16 protein-coding genes are annotated in these 18823 nt (G+C 46.3%); 9 read left to right on the forward strand and 7 right to left on the reverse strand.

The features are described 5' to 3' along the window. Positions 1-11: 11 nt before the first annotated feature. Both FD977_RS09305 and purB read right to left on the reverse strand, forming a co-directional pair. Complete coding sequence (locus FD977_RS09305) at positions 12-1328, reverse strand: 3-deoxy-D-manno-octulosonic acid transferase (protein ID WP_371743131.1); 1317 nt, start codon at positions 1326-1328, stop codon at positions 12-14. 35 nt (positions 1329-1363) lie between these two features. Then, entirely contained in the window at positions 1364-2743 is a 1380-nt protein-coding gene (gene purB, locus FD977_RS09310) for an adenylosuccinate lyase (RefSeq protein ID WP_215305234.1), read from the reverse strand. 93 nt (positions 2744-2836) lie between these two features. Between purB and FD977_RS09315 the strand changes: the two genes are divergently transcribed. Then, complete coding sequence (locus FD977_RS09315; RefSeq protein WP_215305237.1) at positions 2837-3451, forward strand: glutathione S-transferase N-terminal domain-containing protein; 615 nt, start codon at positions 2837-2839, stop codon at positions 3449-3451. A gap of 26 nt (positions 3452-3477) precedes the next feature. Here FD977_RS09315 and mnmA read toward each other — a convergent pair whose 3' ends face one another. Next, on the reverse strand, positions 3478-4593 hold the full coding sequence (gene mnmA / locus FD977_RS09320) for a tRNA 2-thiouridine(34) synthase MnmA (protein WP_215307118.1): 1116 nt from the start codon (positions 4591-4593) through the stop codon (positions 3478-3480). A 174-nt stretch (positions 4594-4767) separates the two neighbouring features. Between mnmA and FD977_RS09325 the strand changes: the two genes are divergently transcribed. From FD977_RS09325 to FD977_RS09340, 4 genes are all read left to right on the forward strand, one after another. After that, a complete protein-coding gene (locus FD977_RS09325; protein ID WP_215305239.1) occupies positions 4768-5898 on the forward strand; it encodes a Re/Si-specific NAD(P)(+) transhydrogenase subunit alpha in 1131 nt (376 codons plus the stop codon). Positions 5899-5922: 24 nt separating this feature from the next. Continuing rightward, a complete protein-coding gene (locus FD977_RS09330) occupies positions 5923-6261 on the forward strand; it encodes a proton-translocating transhydrogenase family protein (protein WP_215305241.1) in 339 nt (112 codons plus the stop codon). A 34-nt stretch (positions 6262-6295) separates the two neighbouring features. After that, entirely contained in the window at positions 6296-7663 is a 1368-nt protein-coding gene (locus FD977_RS09335) for an NAD(P)(+) transhydrogenase (Re/Si-specific) subunit beta (protein WP_215305243.1), read from the forward strand. 109 nt (positions 7664-7772) lie between these two features. After that, positions 7773-8738 carry a tripartite tricarboxylate transporter substrate binding protein gene (locus FD977_RS09340; protein ID WP_215305244.1) on the forward strand — a complete coding sequence of 322 codons (966 nt, stop codon included), beginning with the start codon at positions 7773-7775 and terminating at the stop codon, positions 8736-8738. An 87-nt stretch (positions 8739-8825) separates the two neighbouring features. Here FD977_RS09340 and groL read toward each other — a convergent pair whose 3' ends face one another. Both groL and FD977_RS09350 read right to left on the reverse strand, forming a co-directional pair. Continuing rightward, positions 8826-10478 carry a chaperonin GroEL gene (gene groL / locus FD977_RS09345; RefSeq protein WP_215305246.1) on the reverse strand — a complete coding sequence of 551 codons (1653 nt, stop codon included), beginning with the start codon at positions 10476-10478 and terminating at the stop codon, positions 8826-8828. 26 nt (positions 10479-10504) lie between these two features. Then, on the reverse strand, positions 10505-10795 hold the full coding sequence (locus FD977_RS09350; protein ID WP_015421939.1) for a co-chaperone GroES: 291 nt from the start codon (positions 10793-10795) through the stop codon (positions 10505-10507). A 318-nt stretch (positions 10796-11113) separates the two neighbouring features. On the opposite strand from FD977_RS09350, the gene FD977_RS09355 reads away from it, so the two are divergent. Genes FD977_RS09355 through dacB form a run of 4 tightly spaced genes read left to right on the forward strand, consistent with a single transcriptional unit; the run spans position 11114 to position 16593 of the window. After that, entirely contained in the window at positions 11114-11941 is an 828-nt protein-coding gene (locus tag FD977_RS09355) for a diguanylate phosphodiesterase (RefSeq protein WP_215305248.1), read from the forward strand. Then, positions 11941-12564, forward strand: a complete 624-nt coding sequence (locus FD977_RS09360) for a response regulator transcription factor (protein WP_046330786.1) — start codon at positions 11941-11943, stop codon at positions 12562-12564. The genes FD977_RS09355 and FD977_RS09360 overlap by 1 nt, the downstream gene beginning before the upstream one ends. A gap of 7 nt (positions 12565-12571) precedes the next feature. Beyond that, positions 12572-14998, forward strand: a complete 2427-nt coding sequence (locus FD977_RS09365; protein WP_215305250.1) for a response regulator — start codon at positions 12572-12574, stop codon at positions 14996-14998. A gap of 38 nt (positions 14999-15036) precedes the next feature. After that, positions 15037-16593, forward strand: a complete 1557-nt coding sequence (dacB, locus tag FD977_RS09370) for a D-alanyl-D-alanine carboxypeptidase/D-alanyl-D-alanine-endopeptidase (protein ID WP_215305252.1) — start codon at positions 15037-15039, stop codon at positions 16591-16593. On the opposite strand, the gene FD977_RS09375 is transcribed toward dacB, so the two are convergent. Both FD977_RS09375 and FD977_RS09380 read right to left on the reverse strand, forming a co-directional pair. Further along, entirely contained in the window at positions 16539-17633 is a 1095-nt protein-coding gene (locus FD977_RS09375) for an L-threonylcarbamoyladenylate synthase (protein ID WP_215305254.1), read from the reverse strand. The genes dacB and FD977_RS09375 overlap by 55 nt on opposite strands. A gap of 2 nt (positions 17634-17635) precedes the next feature. Beyond that, positions 17636-18820: a 5-(carboxyamino)imidazole ribonucleotide synthase gene (locus tag FD977_RS09380; RefSeq protein WP_215305256.1), complete on the reverse strand. Its 1185-nt coding sequence runs from the start codon at positions 18818-18820 to the stop codon at positions 17636-17638. Between the last annotated feature and the right edge of the window lie 3 nt (positions 18821-18823).

The raw sequence follows: 18823 nt of genomic DNA on the forward strand, positions 1-18823 counted from the left end.
TTTAACCTGAGTTAATTTAAATCCTCAAGGGCGGCCATAATCTTTTGGGTCGCACCTTGATGCTCGAGTGCATAAGACTTTGCAGCGTTCGACATCTTTGCTAGTTCAGCAGTATTTAAGAGCATCTCTTTTAAGGCTTCCACAATAGCATTGGGCTCACCCTGAATACGCTTAGCAGCACCCATCTCAATAGCATCAAGAGTGGCCTGCTGGAAGTTATAAGTATGCTCACCGAGTAAAACTGGACAGCCGGCAGCACAAGCTTCAATCAAGTTTTGGCCGCCAAAGGGAAGTAGGCTGCCACCCATGACTACCAAGTCAGCAGCACTGTAATACATTGGCATCTCACCCATGGAGTCTCCCAGAATCACATCTACGTTAGCATCATCCTTTGGCGTATCAATCCATTCTGTGCGGCATCGAAATGTCAGACCCGCATCCTCAATTTGATTGGCCACTTCAGAGAAGCGTTCAGGATGACGTGGAACTAAACAGAGCAATGGGGCAATCTCAAAAGTGTTGCCAAGCAAGAGGTCTTTCCAAGCCTTCAGAATGATTACCTCTTCACCATCACGAGTGCTAGCAGCGCAGACCATCAGTCGTTGTTTGCTATGAAGCTCTTGCTTCCAAGCTTTACCTTGCTGAACTAGGCTGGGGTCAAGCGGCACGTCAAACTTCAGGTTACCAACTATCTTGACTTGTTTTACGCCAAGACTACGATACCGATCAGCATCCAATTGCGTTTGAGCCAAGATACCTGAAAATGCTTGAAATAAGGATCTGCCTGCATCACCAAATCGCTTCACGCGACGAGCACTTCGTTCAGATAGACGTGCGTTTACTAAAAATAATGGCAGCCCAATTTCTGCGCAATAAAACACAATGGTTGGCCAAGCCTCGGTTTCCATAAACAAACCGAACTTCGGTTTAAATGTACGAATGAAATTAGCTACAGACCAGCAGAGATCATAGGGTAGATAGACTTGATGTAACTGGCCTGCGGCAATTGCCTTCTCGAATAGAGTGGCGCCAGTGCGGCGACCATTGAGTGTCATATGCGTCAACAGAATCGTCTCGCCACGGGCTAGATAAGCTTCCACCAAAGGTTGAGCCGCCCTTGTCTCACCAACAGATACCGCATGAATCCACACAGACCCCTGAGTAATCGTTTTGCCATAAGCAAAACCCAAACGCTCAGAGAAATGATTTAAATATTCAGAGGAGTGGCGTGTGCGCCAAGCCAGGCGAATAAATGCAAAAGGCAGCAGCAGATGCCAAAGCAGTTGGTAAACAGCGAACCAGATCTTGGGGCGAGCACCGTATTGCAAATCCTGCGGTGCAGGCCCAAGGCTTGGAGTCAAGCTCACTTTTTGAGACGTTCGGTCAATTCGACCGCCTTGCCTAAATAAGAAGATGGGGTCATCTCCAGTAACAGAGTTTTTGCATCATCTGGAATCTTCAGACTACGAATAAAGGTTTGTAAATCGGCCTGGTTGATACCTTTGCCGCGAGTGAGCTCTTTGAGTTGCTCATATGGATTCTCAATGCCGTAACGACGCATCACAGTTTGTACTGGCTCAGCCAATACTTCCCAGCACGCATCTAAGTCAGCGGCAATCGCTGCATGGTTGACTTCTAACTTACCCAAACCACGTAAGGCGCTGTCATAAGCTAAAACGCTGTGGCCAAAGGCCGGGCCCAGATTACGCAAGACAGTTGAATCAGTAAGGTCGCGCTGCCAGCGAGAAATCGGCAACTTCTCAGCCAGATGACGCAACAAGGCATTGGCTACGCCTAAGTTACCTTCAGAGTTTTCAAAGTCAATTGGGTTCACCTTATGCGGCATGGTTGAAGAACCAATCTCACCTACCTTAGTGCGCTGCTTAAAGTAACCAATCGAAATATACGCCCAGAAATCACGGTCCATATCCAATAAAATAGTGTTAGCGCGAGCAATTGCATCAAACAATTCAGCCATACCATCGTGTGGCTCAATCTGGATCGTATAAGGATTAAAGCTAAGGCCTAAGCGTTTCTCAACGACATTCTTAGAAAAGTTTTCCCAATCAAAATGAGGATAAGCGGATAAGTGAGCGTTGTAGTTACCCACTGCACCATTCATTTTTCCTAGGAGTGGAACTGCAGCAATCATCGCAATCGCACGCTCTAAACGTTTAGCAATATTGGCCAGCTCTTTACCCAATGTACTTGGGGAAGCTGGCTGACCATGGGTACGAGATAACAAAGGCACCCTTGCATTCTCAATTGCCAAATCGGTTAATACGGTAAGTACTTTTCTGAGTTGTGGCAACAGCACTTCATCGCGAGCGCCACGCAACATCAAACCATGCGAAGTATTGTTGATATCTTCAGAGGTGCATGCAAAGTGAATAAATTCACTGGCCTTCAATAGATCGGGGCGGCCGGCTACTTTTTCTTTTAAGAAATACTCTACCGCTTTGACATCGTGATTGGTGACTGCCTCGATATCCTTAATACGTTGCGCATCAGCATCAGAGAAATTTTCTGGCAAAGATAATAAGAAGGCTTCATCTGCAGCACTAATTTTTGGCACATCTGGTAGGCCCGCGGAGGCCAAAGCCAACAACCAATGAATCTCTACAAACACGCGCTGTCGCATAAATGCGGCTTCGGATAACCAAGGCCTCAAGGCATCCAACTTGCCGGCATAGCGACCATCTAAAGGGGATAGTGCATTAAGAGTAGAAATCGGCTGACTCACGAATATTGCCTTTACATTGATTGTTTCAATAAAACCTGATTTTAATCGCTCTTAGGAGCAATTCAGTTTGAATGGCATCGCTATAATTGATCCATGAAACTTATCGGATCCCTCACTAGCCCCTACGTACGCAAGGTGCGCATTGTTTTCTTAGAAAAAAAGGTAGATTTAGACCTAGAACTCGAGAATGTCTGGGCCGCAGACACCAAAATAGCCCTCAACAACCCCTTAGGCAAAGTGCCTTGCCTTCTTTTAGACGACGGTGAAGTCATCTACGATTCGCGTGTGATTGCTGAGTACGCTGATACATTGAGCCCGGTGGGCAAACTTATCCCGACAGGTAGTCGTGAGCGAGCTACCGTCAAAACTTGGGAAACCCTAGCTGACGGGGTACAAGATGCCGGAATTTTGGCTCGCTTAGAAGCGACCTTACGCCCACCTGAGCAGCAAAGTCCGGCTTGGATTGAGCGTCAAATGGGCAAAATTAATGCCTCTCTTGCCCAAATGTCCCGTGAATTAGGTGAAAACGCCTGGTGTCACAGCAATCAAATGACTTTGGCTGATATTGCTGTCGGCTGCGCCTTGGGTTATCTGCTGTTCCGCTTCCCCAATATCGCTTGGCAAGCGCAATACCCCAATTTAGATGCTTTGTATCAAAAGTTGATGCAAAGACCTTCTTTCGTAGAAACAGCCCCTCCAGCCGCCTAAATTAGGGCGCTAGCAGCTCAAAAGACTTAGGCGGAAATAATGCCGCCGCCTAAGCAAATATCTCCGTCGTACAAAACGGCAGACTGACCCGGAGTCACAGCCCATTGAGCTTGTGGAAAGGTCAACTCAAAACTCAAAGGTCTAGTAACTCCAGCAGTAAGCGTGCATGGTGAGTCTGCCTGACGATAGCGGGTTTTTGCAGAGTACTGCCCTGAAGTAGGTGCAACTCCAGCAACCCAACTAGCGTCAATTGTGGAAAGCTGATTGGCCAGTAGCCACGGATGCTCATGGCCCTGGGCGACATAGAGGGTGTTATTGGCTATATCTTTGCGTGCGACATACCAAGCATCTCCATTGCCGTCCTGGCTGCCGCCCAAACCAATGCCCTTGCGCTGTCCCAGGGTGAAAAAGGCAAGGCCCATATGCTCACCTACTGTTTTGCCTTCTGAGGTCTTAATGGGGCCAGGAGTGCGTGGAAGGTAGCGGTTTAAAAACTCGCGGAAAGGTCGCTCACCAATAAAACAAATCCCTGTAGAGTCTTTTTTAGCGGCATTATGCAAGCCGATTTGCTTGGCAATCTTGCGCACTTCCGTCTTTGGAATCTCCCCCAAAGGAAAAAGCACATTTGCCAATTGACTTTGGGTTAAGCGGTGCAAGAAATAGCTTTGGTCTTTACTGGCATCCAAGGCCTTCAAAAGCTGTACGCGACCACCCTCATGCCGAACCCGCGCATAGTGGCCGGTGGCTATAGCGTCTGCGCCCAAACTGATGGCGAGGTCTAAAAAGGCTTTGAACTTAATTTCTGCATTGCACAAAACATCTGGGTTAGGTGTCCTACCAGCAGCGTATTCGCGCAAAAACTCCGCGAAAACGCGCTCACGGTACTCAGCAGCAAAGTTGACAGCCTCGACATCAATCCCAATGAGGTCGGCCACAGACACCACATCAAGCCAATCCTGACGGGCAGAGCAATATTCATCGCTGTCGTCGTCTTCCCAGTTTTTCATGAAAAGGCCAATCACTTCATAGCCTTGCTGCTTGAGCATCCAGGCTGCAACAGACGAATCTACCCCTCCAGACATCCCAACCACGACTTTGGAGGGTTTTGAGGCAGGTATTGCGACAGAATTGAGGGGGATCATCAAAAAATGCGAGAATTCGTTATCAGCTAAAAAATCCATTGTAGAAGTCTTGCTCCAAATTTACGAGATTTGTCGCAAAACCAAATAAATGGCATTAAGGGTAAATAGATAGGTAGATTTTCACCTAACTAACTAAAATAGATTTTTTGAAAAATTTGCTTTTGGAGACATGCCATGCGCATAGGAGTACCGCTGGAAATCAGACACGGGGAAACTCGAGTTGCCGCCACACCGGAAACCGTTAAGAAACTGATTGGTCAAGGCCATACAGTTGTTATTCAAAAAGATGCGGGCGTTACAGCCAGCCAACCTGACTCTGCCTATGAAGCTGTTGGCGCGACGATTGGTAGCGCAGCAGATGCCTTTAGTGCGGAGATTGTTCTCAAGGTGCGCGCACCTGAAGCCGCCGAACTCAAGCAAATTCGATCTGGCAGTGTGCTAATTGGCATGCTTGATCCATTTGATAACGACAATATCGCTGCGATGGCCGCCCAAGGCGTGACTGCATTCTCATTAGAGGCTGCTCCACGTACTACTCGTGCACAAAGCATGGACGTCTTGTCTTCACAAGCCAACATCGCAGGTTACAAAGCGGTAATGGTTGCTGCTAATGAGTATCAGCGCTTTATGCCTATGCTGATGACTGCAGCCGGAACTGTTAAAGCAGCACGCGTGCTGATCTTGGGCGCCGGTGTTGCTGGCCTCCAAGCGATTGCCACTGCGAAGCGTTTAGGTGCTGTGATCGAAGCATCTGATGTGCGCCCTGCTGCTAAAGAGCAAATTGAATCTCTTGGTGCCAAGTTTGTTGACGTTCCTTACGAAACAGATGAAGAGCGCGAAATCGCTAAAGGTGTTGGTGGCTATGCGCGTCCAATGCCAGAAGCTTGGATGAAACGTCAAGCAGCACTAGTTGCAGAACGTGCTCAGCAAGCTGACATCGTCATCACAACCGCCTTAATTCCAGGTCGTAAGCCGCCCGTCTTATTGCACAGCGATACCGTTGCCAATATGAAACCCGGTTCGATCGTGATCGACTTAGCGGCTGGTCGTGGCGACAATGGATCAGGTAACTGTCCATTGACCCAAGAAGACAAGATTGTTGAGAAAAATGGTGTGAAGATTATTGGTTACAGCAATCTCGCCAGCATGGTTGCTGCAGATGCTTCTGCTTTGTATGCACGTAACTTGCTCGACTTCATGAAGTTAATCGTTGATCCAGAAGCGAAGTTAGTTATCCCAACCGATGACGACATCGTTACTGCTTGCCTCATGTGTCGTGACGGCCAGGCTATCCGTAAAAACTAATACAGAATATTTAAAGGAAACATCATGGATCTCGCTGCTTTTCAAAGCATCCTCACAGTCCAAAACATCACCGTGTTTGTTTTGGCTATTTTTGTTGGCTATCAAGTAGTTTGGAATGTCACTCCTGCATTGCACACTCCACTAATGGCAGTGACTAATGCTATCTCCGGAATCATTATTGTTGGTGCGTTACTGCAAACTGAAGTTATTGGTGGCGATGAGATCACTCTCACCAGCATCATTGGTGCAGTTGCCGTCTTCTTAGCGTCAATTAATATTTTTGGTGGCTTCATGGTCACCCGTCGCATGCTTGAAATGTTCAAGAAAAAAGCCCCTAAAGCTGATGCGACTGGAACTAAATAAAAACTAGAACAAGACCTATACAGAGACCACAATCATGTCAAACATAACCGCGATTTCCTACCTCATTTCATCGGTGCTTTTCATCCTCGCCTTGCGTGGATTGTCTTCACCCACCACATCACGTCAAGGCAATACCTTTGGCATGATCGGCATGTTGCTTGCCGTGATCACCACCTTCATGATTCCTGACTTTAAGCCAGTCTTCTCATTGATTATTGGCGCGATTGTTGCGGGTGCAATCATCGGAATACTTGCTGCTAAGCGTGTACAAATGACCAAGATGCCAGAGCTTGTTGCGCTGATGCACTCTTTTGTTGGCCTATCAGCTGTGTTGATTGCGATTGCAGCAGTATTTAATCCAGCCCAAGACCATACTGGCGCTCAAAAGATTGAACTCTTTATTGGTGCATTTATTGGTGCCATCACCTTTACTGCCTCAATCATCGCTTTCGGAAAATTGTCCGGTAAGGTTAGCGGTAAATCAGTGACCTTTGCTGGTCAGCACTTACTTAACCTCATTCTCGCAATTGCCATGGTTTCTGGTGGCGTCATGTACTTCATGACAGGTAGTCACGAAGCATTCTTAGTCATGTGTGCGATTGCCTTGGTGTTGGGTATCACTTTAATTATTCCAATTGGTGGCGCAGATATGCCAGTGGTTGTATCGATGCTCAACAGCTATTCTGGTTGGGCGGCTGCGGGTATTGGTTTTACTTTAAATAATCCCGTATTAATTATTGCTGGCGCTTGCGTTGGCTCATCTGGCGCAATTCTGTCTTACATTATGTGTAAAGCAATGAACCGCTCTATTCTCGCCGTATTACTTGGCGGCTTCGGTGCCGAAGCTTCTGCTGGTGGTGCTGATGATGGTGGTCCAAAGAACTACAAAACTGGTTCACCTGAAGATGCTGCTTTCCTCATGGAGAATGCCGACACAGTAGTGATTGTTCCTGGCTACGGCTTGGCAGTTGCCCGCGCTCAACACGCACTAAAAGAATTGACAGAGAAGTTGACTCATCATGGTGTGACCGTAAAGTATGCAATTCACCCAGTGGCAGGTCGCATGCCTGGTCACATGAACGTACTCTTGGCTGAAGCTGAAGTTCCATATGATCAAGTGTTTGAGATGGAAGATATCAATAGTGACTTTGGTCAAGCTGATGTGGTTCTAGTGCTTGGTGCAAACGACGTAGTAAACCCCGCTGCTCGTACGCCAGGCAGCCCAATCTTTGGCATGCCAATTTTGGAAGCCTATAAAGCCAAAACAATCATCGTTAACAAGCGCTCTATGGCTGCAGGTTATGCTGGCTTAGATAACGAACTCTTTTACATGGATAAAACGATGATGGTCTTCGGTGATGCGAAGAAGGTTGTGGAAGACATGGTGAAGTCGGTAAGTTAAATAGAAAATCTTTTCTATAAAAGACCGCCTTCGGGCGGTTTTTTTATTGCGTTAAGATATATACAGGCACCTCTTGAGCGCTAAAAATTATATTAATACGAGACAAAAAATGAAGATCAAAAAACGCTTACTTTTAGTAATGGGTTTAATTTGGATTGGATCTGCCCAAGCTCAAAATACCTACCCCAATAGACCGATTCAAATGATCATGCCCTTGCAAGCCGGAAGTGGTGTTGATATTTTGATGCGGCCCATCGCGCAAAAGATGAGTGAGAACTTGGGACAGGCAATTACGATTGAAAACCTTCCTGGTGGCGCCGGCTTAATTGGGGCCACTAAGGTAGCTCAAGCCAATGCAGAAGGCTATGTATTGGGTGCATTTAATGACAGCATTTTGACGATGCTACCCAATCTGCACAAGAAAATTGACTACGACTCCATTCAAAGTTTTGTGCCAGTTTCTGAAGTAGCGGCAATCACTTTCGTAATGGTAGCAAACCCATCGTTTCCAGGAAATACAGCTGCAGACCTCATTCGTATCGCTAAAGAAAATCCAGGAAAAATTGATTACGCTTCGGGCGGCAATGGCTCGCCTCAGCATATTGGCATGGAGCTCTTTCGTCAGTTTACGGGAGCACCATTGGTTCACATACCCTATCGTGGAGCGGCAGCAGCCGTAACTGATGTCATGGCAGGACAGGTACCCGTGATGATTAGCGCTTTATCTGTTGTACTTCCACATATTCGCTCAGGAAAACTAAAGGTGTTAGGTATCACCAGCAAAACGCGTTCACCTTTGCTACCAAATGCACCGACTGTCAGCGAAAGTGTTAAAGGCTATGAGTTCTCCACTTGGGGTGCAATTGTTGCGCCCAAGGGTACAACATCAGCAGTCGTTACCAAACTTAATGATTCATTGGCTTTGGCATTAAAAGATCAGAGGTTGCGAGATCAGTTAATACAGCAAGGTTTTGAATTTGCCCCTTTGGGACCAGATCATTTAAAAGAAATGATTGCACAAGGCTTGGTGAAGATGAAAAAAGTTATCAAAGATGGTGGCATTCAGCCAGATTAATTTCCAACGCACCAATAAAAAACGCCTGGTCTTTTGAACCAGGCGTTTTAGTTTCTACAGCTTGATAGCTGAGGAAATTAACGGCAATTACATCATGCCGCCCATTCCGCCCATTCCACCCATGCCGCCCATATCAGGCATACCACCACCAGCGGAATCATCCTTTGGCGCTTCGCAGATTGCGCAATCAGTAGTCAACAATAGAGCCGCAACAGATGCTGCATTCACTAATGCAGTTTTCGTTACCTTAGTTGGATCAATCACACCTTGAGCTACGAGGTCGCCGTATTCACCAGTTGCCGCGTTGTAACCGTTATTGCCCTTGCTAGCCAATACTGCGTTCACAACTACGCTGGCTTCGTCGCCTGCGTTAGAAACGATGATGCGAATTGGCTCTTCCATTGCACGCAATACGATGCTGATACCAGCGTCTTGGTCAGGATTATCGCCCTTAAGACCTTTGATACCTTGCATTGCGCGTAATAAAGCAACGCCACCGCCAGGAACAATACCTTCTTCAACCGCTGCACGAGTTGCATGCAATGCATCATCAACGCGGTCTTTCTTTTCTTTCATTTCAACTTCGGTAGCAGCACCAACACGAATCACTGCAACACCGCCTGCCAACTTGGCAACACGCTCTTGCAATTTCTCTTTATCGTAGTCGCTAGTTGCTTCTTCGATCTGAACGCGGATGTTCTTCACGCGCGCTTCGATTGCTTTAGCATCGCCAGCACCATCAATAATGATGGTATTTTCTTTGCCAATTTCGATACGCTTAGCTTGACCTAAGTGCTCAAGAGTTGTTTTCTCGAGTGTGAGGCCAATTTCTTCAGCGATTACTGTACCGCCAGTCAAGATTGCAATATCTTCCAACATGGCTTTACGACGATCGCCAAACCCTGGGGCCTTAACAGCACAAGTCTTGATGATGCCGCGAATGTTGTTCACAACTAAAGTTGCCAAGGCTTCGCCTTCAACATCTTCTGCAATGATCAGCAATGGACGACCAGACTTAGCTACTTGTTCGAGCACTGGGAGCAAATCACGAATGTTGCTAACTTTCTTGTCAAACAAGAGAACGTATGGCGTTTCTAATATGGCAACTTGCTTTTCAGGTTGGTTAATGAAGTATGGGGAGAGGTAACCGCGGTCAAACTGCATACCTTCAACAACTTCAAGCTCATCTTCCAAAGACTTACCATCTTCAACAGTGATAACGCCTTCTTTGCCTACTTTTTCCATTGCTTCAGCAATACGCTGACCAATGCTTTGGTCGCTATTAGCCGAGATAGAGCCAACTTGTGCGATTTCTTTTGTAGTTGTGCAAGGCTTGCTAATTTTCTTAAGCTCTTCGAGTGCCGCTGTAACTGCTTTGTCGATACCACGCTTCAAGTCCATTGGATTGTGGCCTGATACTACGTATTTCATGCCTTCGCGTACGATAGACTGGGCCAATACAGTAGCAGTTGTGGTGCCGTCACCTGCGATGTCATTGGTTTTAGAAGCAACTTCTTTCACCATCTGAGCACCCATGTTTTGGAGCTTGTCTTTGAGTTCGATTTCTTTTGCTACGGATACACCATCTTTAGTGATGATTGGGCCGCCAAATGAACGCTCGATAACCACATTACGACCCTTTGGTCCTAACGTTACTTTTACTGCGTTTGCGAGAATATTGACGCCTTCTACCATCTTGGTACGAGCGTTATCTCCAAATACAACGTCTTTTGCTGCCATGATTGAATTCCTTTCTTAGGTAGCGATTACTTCTGTACAACAGCCATGATGTCTTCTTCGCGCATGACGAGAAGCTCATCGCTGCCGACTTTAACTGTTTGACCTGCATATTTGCCGAATAACACGCGATCACCAACTTTGACGTCTGGTGCATTCAACTTACCGCTGTCATCACGCTTGCCTGGGCCAACTGCCAATACTTCGCCTTGATCTGGCTTTTCAGCAGCAGCATCCGGAATAATGATTCCAGAGGCAGTTTTTGATTCTTGATCTAGACGTTTAATGATTACGCGATCATGTAAAGGACGCAGATTCATTCCTTCTCCTATGTTAGTAAGTGTTAACTAATTAAAAAACCAATATAAATCAATGTGTTGCATTCTCTTAACACGAATGTAACAAGCTTTTCAAATGAATAAGCCTGTTTTAGCACTCACGTGTAGGGAGTGCTGATTATATAGGTCTGATTCCAGGGAATTCAAGGGCAAATTCACCTTAAATTTCAAATGAGCCTCCCACTCTTTCTATAATGGAGGCAGGCAAGTAGGTAGATTCCTACACATAAATAAGCCTTAAGCCCTTACTCCTCCAATCCGTCCTGCCTAGACTGACTGTTCAATGATTGGAGAATGCTGATGAGCCCGAAATCCCGGCTGTACACGCTTGTAAAGGCTTGGAAGAACAAACCCTTCCAAGAAGTACGCGACGCCTGCGGCCAGCCCTGGCTTGGTCTTAGTGGCGAAGCGCTAGAAGAACACCAATCCTGGTCCCAGCGGCAAGCGATTAGTAACGAACCCATCTTTAATAGCCAAGGAACTAAGCTGACGAGCTCTTTATTTAGACCATTACTGACCGCCACCGACTCGCAGCTCCTCAGATTGTTCATGGAGGGCTTGGACACTATTACGTATTGGTACCGTAGTGGTCGTTTCATTCCGGGCATCTTGCCTATGCCAGCACAACATCTTGCCTCCAGTAGTTTTATAGATGCTTTAAGTGACCTGATTCTGAACTCAAGACTCCCTGTTGGCCTAGTAAGTTTGGGGATGTACAAATTCAAGGATGCCGACTCCATGGAATCTTGCATGGAAGGTGTGTTGCGAATGCGTCGTCTGGGCGTTCTGATTCATCTTCTGGATTTTTCTGGATCGAGTGCGCAAATCCGCTGGTTAGAGGAGATCGAGCCCGAGGGCATTCATATTGAGATGGGGCAATTTCGTGCAGATGGCTTACCAAACGAAATGATTTCCCTTGGCAAGAAATTCCACACCCAAATTTATGCCAGCAACATCACTCTGGTGAAGGATTTAGAAAATGTTATGACTATGGGGGCACACCATAGCTATGGCGGACTCATGATGCCACCAGTAAGCCGACATCAAATGCTACACATGAGCGATAGCCGTATCGCCAAGGCCATTTTTTCGCTGCACCCTCATAAAACCCAAAACGGAGACAAGTAATGAGAAAACGCGTGATGTTGGTGGATGACCATCCAGCTATGCTGATGGCATTAAAAAGTATGTTGCAAGATCAATTGCTTTTTGAGATCGCAGGACAGGCGCAGCATGGTGAAGAGTGCCTACGCTCAATTAAAGAGGTCAATCCGAATATGGTGATCTTAGATTTAGATATGCCAAAGACGGATGGCTTTGATGTCATCCGTCGGATTGGCTTAATGCATCCAGAGGTTCGTATTCTGGTGCTATCTAGCCTAGATGAAGCGGTCTATGGTGGCAGAGTGCGGTCCTTGGGTGCGCATGGTTTTGTGAACAAGACTGCTGGGGCTGATGTCATTTTGGCTGCCTGCGTTGCCATCTCACAGGGCTATACCTTCTTTACTCATGGGAAGAACGGCAACACCTCTCTGAGCGATAACGACAAATTAGCATTGATATCCGATCGTGAGCTACAAGTCATGAAGTATCTTGGCAAAGGCAATACCAACCAGCAGATATCAGACCTACTGCACATTAGCAATAAGACAGTAGCAACGTACAAGACCAGAGTCTTTGACAAACTAGGTATCAACAATATTGCTGATTTGATCCTGTTCTGCCGCATGAACAACATCATCGAAAGCTAAGTAGCGCATGCATCGATTCATATTGAAAAAAGTATTCACACTCTGCTGTATCTATATAGGCTTGGCGCATGCCGAGCCCTTCAGCGCTTCAGAGCAATCATGGATCGATGCCCATCCAGTGGTGCGATTTAGTATTCACGAAAAATATGCGCCCTATCTCAACCCATCCAACGAACGACAGAGTGCGGCACCCTTTATGGCGCTGCTGTCAAAAATGGAAGAGTGCACACGACAGCAATATGTACCGGTATGGAGAAAAACAAATCAAGAGGGTTTAAAGCAGCTCAGTAAAGGCGAAGTGGATTTCATGATTGATCCACCCAATATTAACAAGCATGTATTGAAATTTGGCTCTCTATCTGATGCTATCTTTTGGGGGCATGATGCCATCGTTACTAAAACCTCAAGCACGCTAGATTCACCCAATACGAAAATTGCGTACTTTGATCGAGGCCTTGAAAATTCGCCCTCCAGCATCAATGGTTACAGTGAACATAATCAACCACAATCTCCCACCCGCTTAATTCAGTCCCTCATTAAAAATGAGATCGAGGCACTCGTCATGCCCATTCGCCTGGCACAGCTTCTGCTTCGTGAAACCCAAAATCCAGATCTCAAAATAGATGGCTTATACAGTCGTGATCCATTTGCTTATCGCTGGCTCATCTCGGACCAGGATGCTCCCTTACGCGATGTACTAAGCCACTTTCTAAATGACTTAGACCCCATTGCATCACGCCAACTTTTTGCGTTCGGAGATGAATCCAAACCAAGAGCCACCATACTACCGTGGCTGAGCGCTATCTTCGTCTTTATTATTGGTGGAGCAATGTTTTATCAGCTACAAAGAAAGTATTTTTATCAGAAGCGAGCTGCCTTGGAATTGCTTCACTCAAAAGAGCTGGCTGAAAAAGCGAACGCTGCTAAGTCCGCCTTTCTAGCAACCATGAGCCATGAAATTCGTACGCCGATGAATGCCATATTAGGCGTTCAAGAGCTTTTGCTTGGTAGTGCGCAATTTCCAAAAAAAGATAAGCCTCTATTAAAGAGTGCGCAAGCTTCTGCCGAATCTCTTTTAGGTATGCTCAATCAAGTATTGGATATTTCTAAGATTGAGGCTGGCAAACTCACTCTTAACCTAGAGCCTTGCAATCCACATCAATTGATTATGGATATTCATGCAGCATTTTCTACAGTAGCCAAGAAACAGAATCTGCTACTCCACACCACGATTGATCCCAGACTTGCAGAAGTTATCATGATTGATTCTTTACGTCTGCGACAAGTTCTACAAAATTTACTCAGTAATGCGATTAAGTTCACTGCTGAAGGTGAGGTGTACTTTTCTATTAGCGTCCTCGCCGATGATCATGCTGGCCAATTGCTTGAGTTCAGAGTGATTGACACTGGAGCAGGCATGGGGAGCGATCAAATCAAATTAGCTCTGCAAGCTTTTGAGCAATTACCAGCTACGCAAGAGTCTTACCTATCAGAGCAAATGAGGGGGACAGGTCTTGGGCTTACCATCACCAATCATTTAGTCAACTCCATGAACAGCCATCTTTATTTTGAGAGCGCGCCAGGCTTTGGAAGCAATGTCCACTTTTCGGTTGCCTTTCCCAGAACTAGTATTGCTGCCGCACAATCTCCAGGTTTTGATTCGCTCGGAACATCACCTAAGAACTTCATCTCAAAAAGGCGAGGTAGAAAAAATACACTCATTCATGCTTTAGTAGTTGAAGACCATCCAGCTAGTCGGCAAATTTTGTCCTTGCAGTTAGAGGCGCTTGGTATCAGTGCTTGTGTTTGTGAGAGTGCCGCTGCGGCGCTAGAGTTGATGCGAGAGAATCATTTTGATCTCATGCTCACAGATCAATCTATGCCTGGAATGCAAGGCTCTGAGCTAGCCAAACAAATCCGCTCCCTAGGTAATCGTGACTTAATTATTATTGGCGTCACTGCAGATATTTATGCCCTCGACTCTCGCCATCAATTTTTAGCTTCTGGCATGAATGGCGTACTCATCAAACCTTTAAGTTTGGGGGCGCTTGAGAATGAACTCATGCGCTACTTTGAATCTAGCCAAGGCTCGGTCTCTGCTTCTGAACCCTATTCCTTTGATGCCTTCTCCAATCTCATCAAAAATGATTCCCACCAAATCATCGTGATCTTGGAGGAAATTGAGAAGGTTCACCTAGATGCCCTGAATCAATTGCAATCAGATGGTAATCAAGCTCCAATGGATGAAGTCCATTTTCAAAGTCTGGTTCATAAAGTCAAAGGTGGGGCACAACTATTGGAAGCTACTGAATTTACCCATGCCTGCGAATCGCTTGAAATTGATGGGGCACTCACAGAGCGGATTGAGAGATTTATCACCCTCCTGGAAGAGCAAAACCAAACTATCGGGACTTATAAGAAAAAATATCGATAGTAATAGGCTGGTTTGCGCCAAGGTTTATCCTATAGGAAATGCGCACCAAATTCTTTTCGCCCTCCCTCATCAGTCTGCTGGCTTTTTTATACGCTAGCCTGGTTACTGGTCAAGCTCACTCCGTAGAAATTCTTGCTCAAGATACTGCACTTCAGTACATCCCCAAGGCCGTAGCCGTCAGCCTTGAAAAGGGCCAGATCCCAAAAGAAGCAATCAGTATTTCAGTGGTTGAAATAGAGCCAGACCAGCCAGGGAAAATCACAGGAAAAACAAAGTTAGACTGGCGTTCGAAGCAGGCAATGAATCCTGCATCAACCATGAAACTGCTCACCACGCTCACTGGTCTAGATGTACTGGGACCTCAATATCGTTGGCGTACAAATGTCTATACCGATGGCCTTATTCGTCAGGGTACCCTCAAAGGCAATCTGTATTTGCAAGGTACCGGCGATCCAAAGCTAGTCCCAGAAGAGTTAGCCAAAATGATGAAGGGTTTGCAAAATCTGGGGATTCAGAAAATTGATGGTAATTTATTTTTTGATAGAAGCGCCTATGCCCCACATGTCATGGAGCACAACACGATCGATGGAGAATCTTTGCGCGCCTATAACGTGCCGCCAGATCCTCTGCTCTACGCTTTTAGAACTCTCTCATTTCAATTGGGCAAATCGCGTACTGCAGACTTTATTGACATAAGCTATACACCTCCATTGTCCCAACTCAAAGTGATCAATCAAATGCAATTGGTCAATCAATCGTGTGATAGCTGGAAAAGTAATATTCACTTTAACTTGGATCCGGAGAGTGAAGGAGGAAGCACCAACCAACTTCTGACTGCCCAATTTTCTGGTAGTTTTCCAAAAGGCTGCAGGGGGGTGAGTTATAACGTCGTTGCTTTGGATGCGAATACCTTTTTCACGCAAGGCTTTGCGGCAGCTTGGGAGTTGGCTGGTGGGGCTTGGACTCAAGCGCCGACCGGACAGTCAGGCACCCTCCCTCTAGCAGCCCGACTACTACTTCAGTTTGAGGGCATCCCCCTAGCGGATGACGTGCAAGATATTAATAAGTTTTCTAATAATGTCATGGCTAGACAATTGATGCTGACCTTAGCCTTAGAGAAGATGGGTAAGCCTGCAAGCACTAAAAATGGAGAGCTCGTAATTCAGAGTTGGCTAAAGGGTTTGGGGCTTCAATTTCCAGAACTCGTCATTGAGAACGGCTCTGGCCTATCCCGTAATGAAGCGATTTCCGCTGAACATATGACGCAATTATTAGTTGCGGCTCGTAACTTGTCCGTTACGGATACGTTTTATAACAGTCTTCCGGTTGCAGGAAAAGATGGCACAATGAAAAATCGCCTCATGGCACATTTACGGAAATTTTTACATTTGAAGAAAAAGCCTGAGGCTCGTATCAAGACAGGGGCGCTTGTAGACGTTAGGGCAATATCAGGCTATGTGATGAGTAAGTCTGGAAGGATGTATGCGGTGACCTCTTTCATAAATCACCCTAATGCCTTGAGGGGCTTAGACGCCCACGATCAACTATTAGCGTGGTTACTTAATGATGGCCCAGAGCCAAAGCACGCACGCTGAAGTCGATCCCGAACTCCATCCCACTCCTCGCCTTTTGGCGGCTCCGGAAATAAAATGAGATCCCAAGCTTGTTGATCCAAATCACGCAGAGAACGATATAAGCGACTTGCAAAGGCAACGCTATCACTGGGCACAACAAACTCCTCAAAATGTACTGATGGATGCCCATCTTCACCTAATGAAGAATCTGAATCCCAAACCGCAACCGCCACTCGTGACTTAATATCTGGAAACTCGCTCAGAGCATCCAAGACTCTACCTGGTGCATACATTCTTAATGGAGTTGTAGGGGCGTAATGGGCACGCAGACTACCTGAGACTCTCGGTGCATCACCGCGCTGTTTTGTTGAACTACTTTCACCAGGTAAGTAGACTTTGATGCCCGTCTTAGAAAGAATTTCTCCAGGAGTAATAAGTCCTGGGCGCAATAAAACCGGGTGATCCCCAGAAGATAAATCAAGGATGGTTGACTCAATCCCTACTTCGCAATCGCCGCCATCCAAAATCATGAGATCTAATATACCTTCAAACTCACTACGGACATCAGCGGCACTGGTTGGCGATACCTTACCAAAACGATTGGCAGAAGGAGCAACTACTCCACCTTTAAATTTACGGAGTAACTCTTTTGCAATCGGGTGAGCCGGCGCCCGAATAGCTACCGTATCTTGACCACCCGTTAGTTCATTCAAAACGCTTTTATCTTTTTTAAAAACTAAAGTTAAAGGGCCTGGCCAAAAAGCATTGATGAGTTTTAATGCGTCTTCTGACAAATCTCGAACCCATGGCGTTAGCACTGGCACCCAATCCACTTGAGTCTGATCGAACTTATCAGGGGCGGCTAAGTGAATAATGAGTGGGTGATTAGAAGGTCTACCTTTGGCAGTAAAAATTTGTTTGATTGCATCGGGGTTCTTTGCATCTGCCCCTAAGCCATAAACGGTCTCAGTCGGAAATGCGACCAAGCCACCATCTCGCAAAGTTTGTACTGCTTCGTTAATTACTGCAGATGAATGCAGGGCGCTACTATCACTGGACATTTCTAGGGCTCGATCCCTAATTCAACGGCGACAGCTGCGCAATTTTGACGTGCTTGGTTCAGCGACTCACCTAAGCAATTAATATGGCCCATCTTACGACCCATGCGTGGATCAGATTTACCGTATAGATGTAACTTAGCATCCGGATGAGAAAGCACTTTATCCCAAGCGGGCTCTCTTGTCTTATCTTCACTACCTTCGTACCAAAGATCACCCAAGAGATTGAGCATAGAGACTGGTGCTAGTAAGCGGGTGTCTCCCAAAGGTAAACGAGCCATGCTCCTGACCTGCTGTTCAAACTGACTGCTGACACAGGCATCCATCGTGTAGTGGCCTGAGTTATGCGGACGTGGAGCAACTTCATTAGCAATGATGTCGCCACTCTTGAGCACAAAGAATTCCACGCACAATACACCCACATAATCAATCTTCCGAATCAATGCTTTAGCGGCTTCAATAATTTTTTTCTCTTGGGCAGGCTTCAGAGATGGGGCGGGCACAGTTGAGGTATGTAGGATACCGTCACGATGAATATTCTGAGAAACAGGGTATGCCACTACCGCATCATCGTACCCGCGCACTACCAAAGCAGACACTTCAAAATCCAAATCCATGCGCTTTTCAAGAACACAAGGCACCTTATCCAATTGGGCCCAAGCAGTAACTAGATTGGCAGAATCATAAACAGTGATTTGGCCTTTACCGTCGTAACCCATGCGAGCTGTTTTTAGAATGCCGGGAAATAAATCTGCAGAAACATGTGCAATATCTGCATCATGCTCGATGACGCAGTAAGGTGCTGGACCAATATTGGTTTCCGCTTTCCAAGTGGCCAAGAACTTTTTCTCAGCAACGCGGTTTTGTGCCAAAGATACGCAACTACTGCGAGGTGCTACAAAGACACCTAAAAATTCGAGTTCGTCTAAAGCTTGTGCAGGAACATTCTCAAATTCTGTGCTTACGGATTTACATAATGCTGCCATTTCTTTTAGGGCAGCAGAGTCGGTGTAATCAGCTTGAATAAATTTTTCTGCAATGGAGCCAGCCGGACTATCGGATCCAGGATCCAGAACACAGACCTTGTAGCCCATTGCTTGAGCAGCTTGTGTAAACATGCGCCCCAATTGACCGCCACCTAAAATGCCCAAATACGAGCCCGGCAAAATGGGCTCCAAACGATCTACCATCTG

The sequence above is a fragment of the Polynucleobacter sp. AP-Elch-400A-B2 genome (genome assembly GCF_018688355.1).
Taxonomy (GTDB): Bacteria; Pseudomonadota; Gammaproteobacteria; order Burkholderiales; family Burkholderiaceae; genus Polynucleobacter.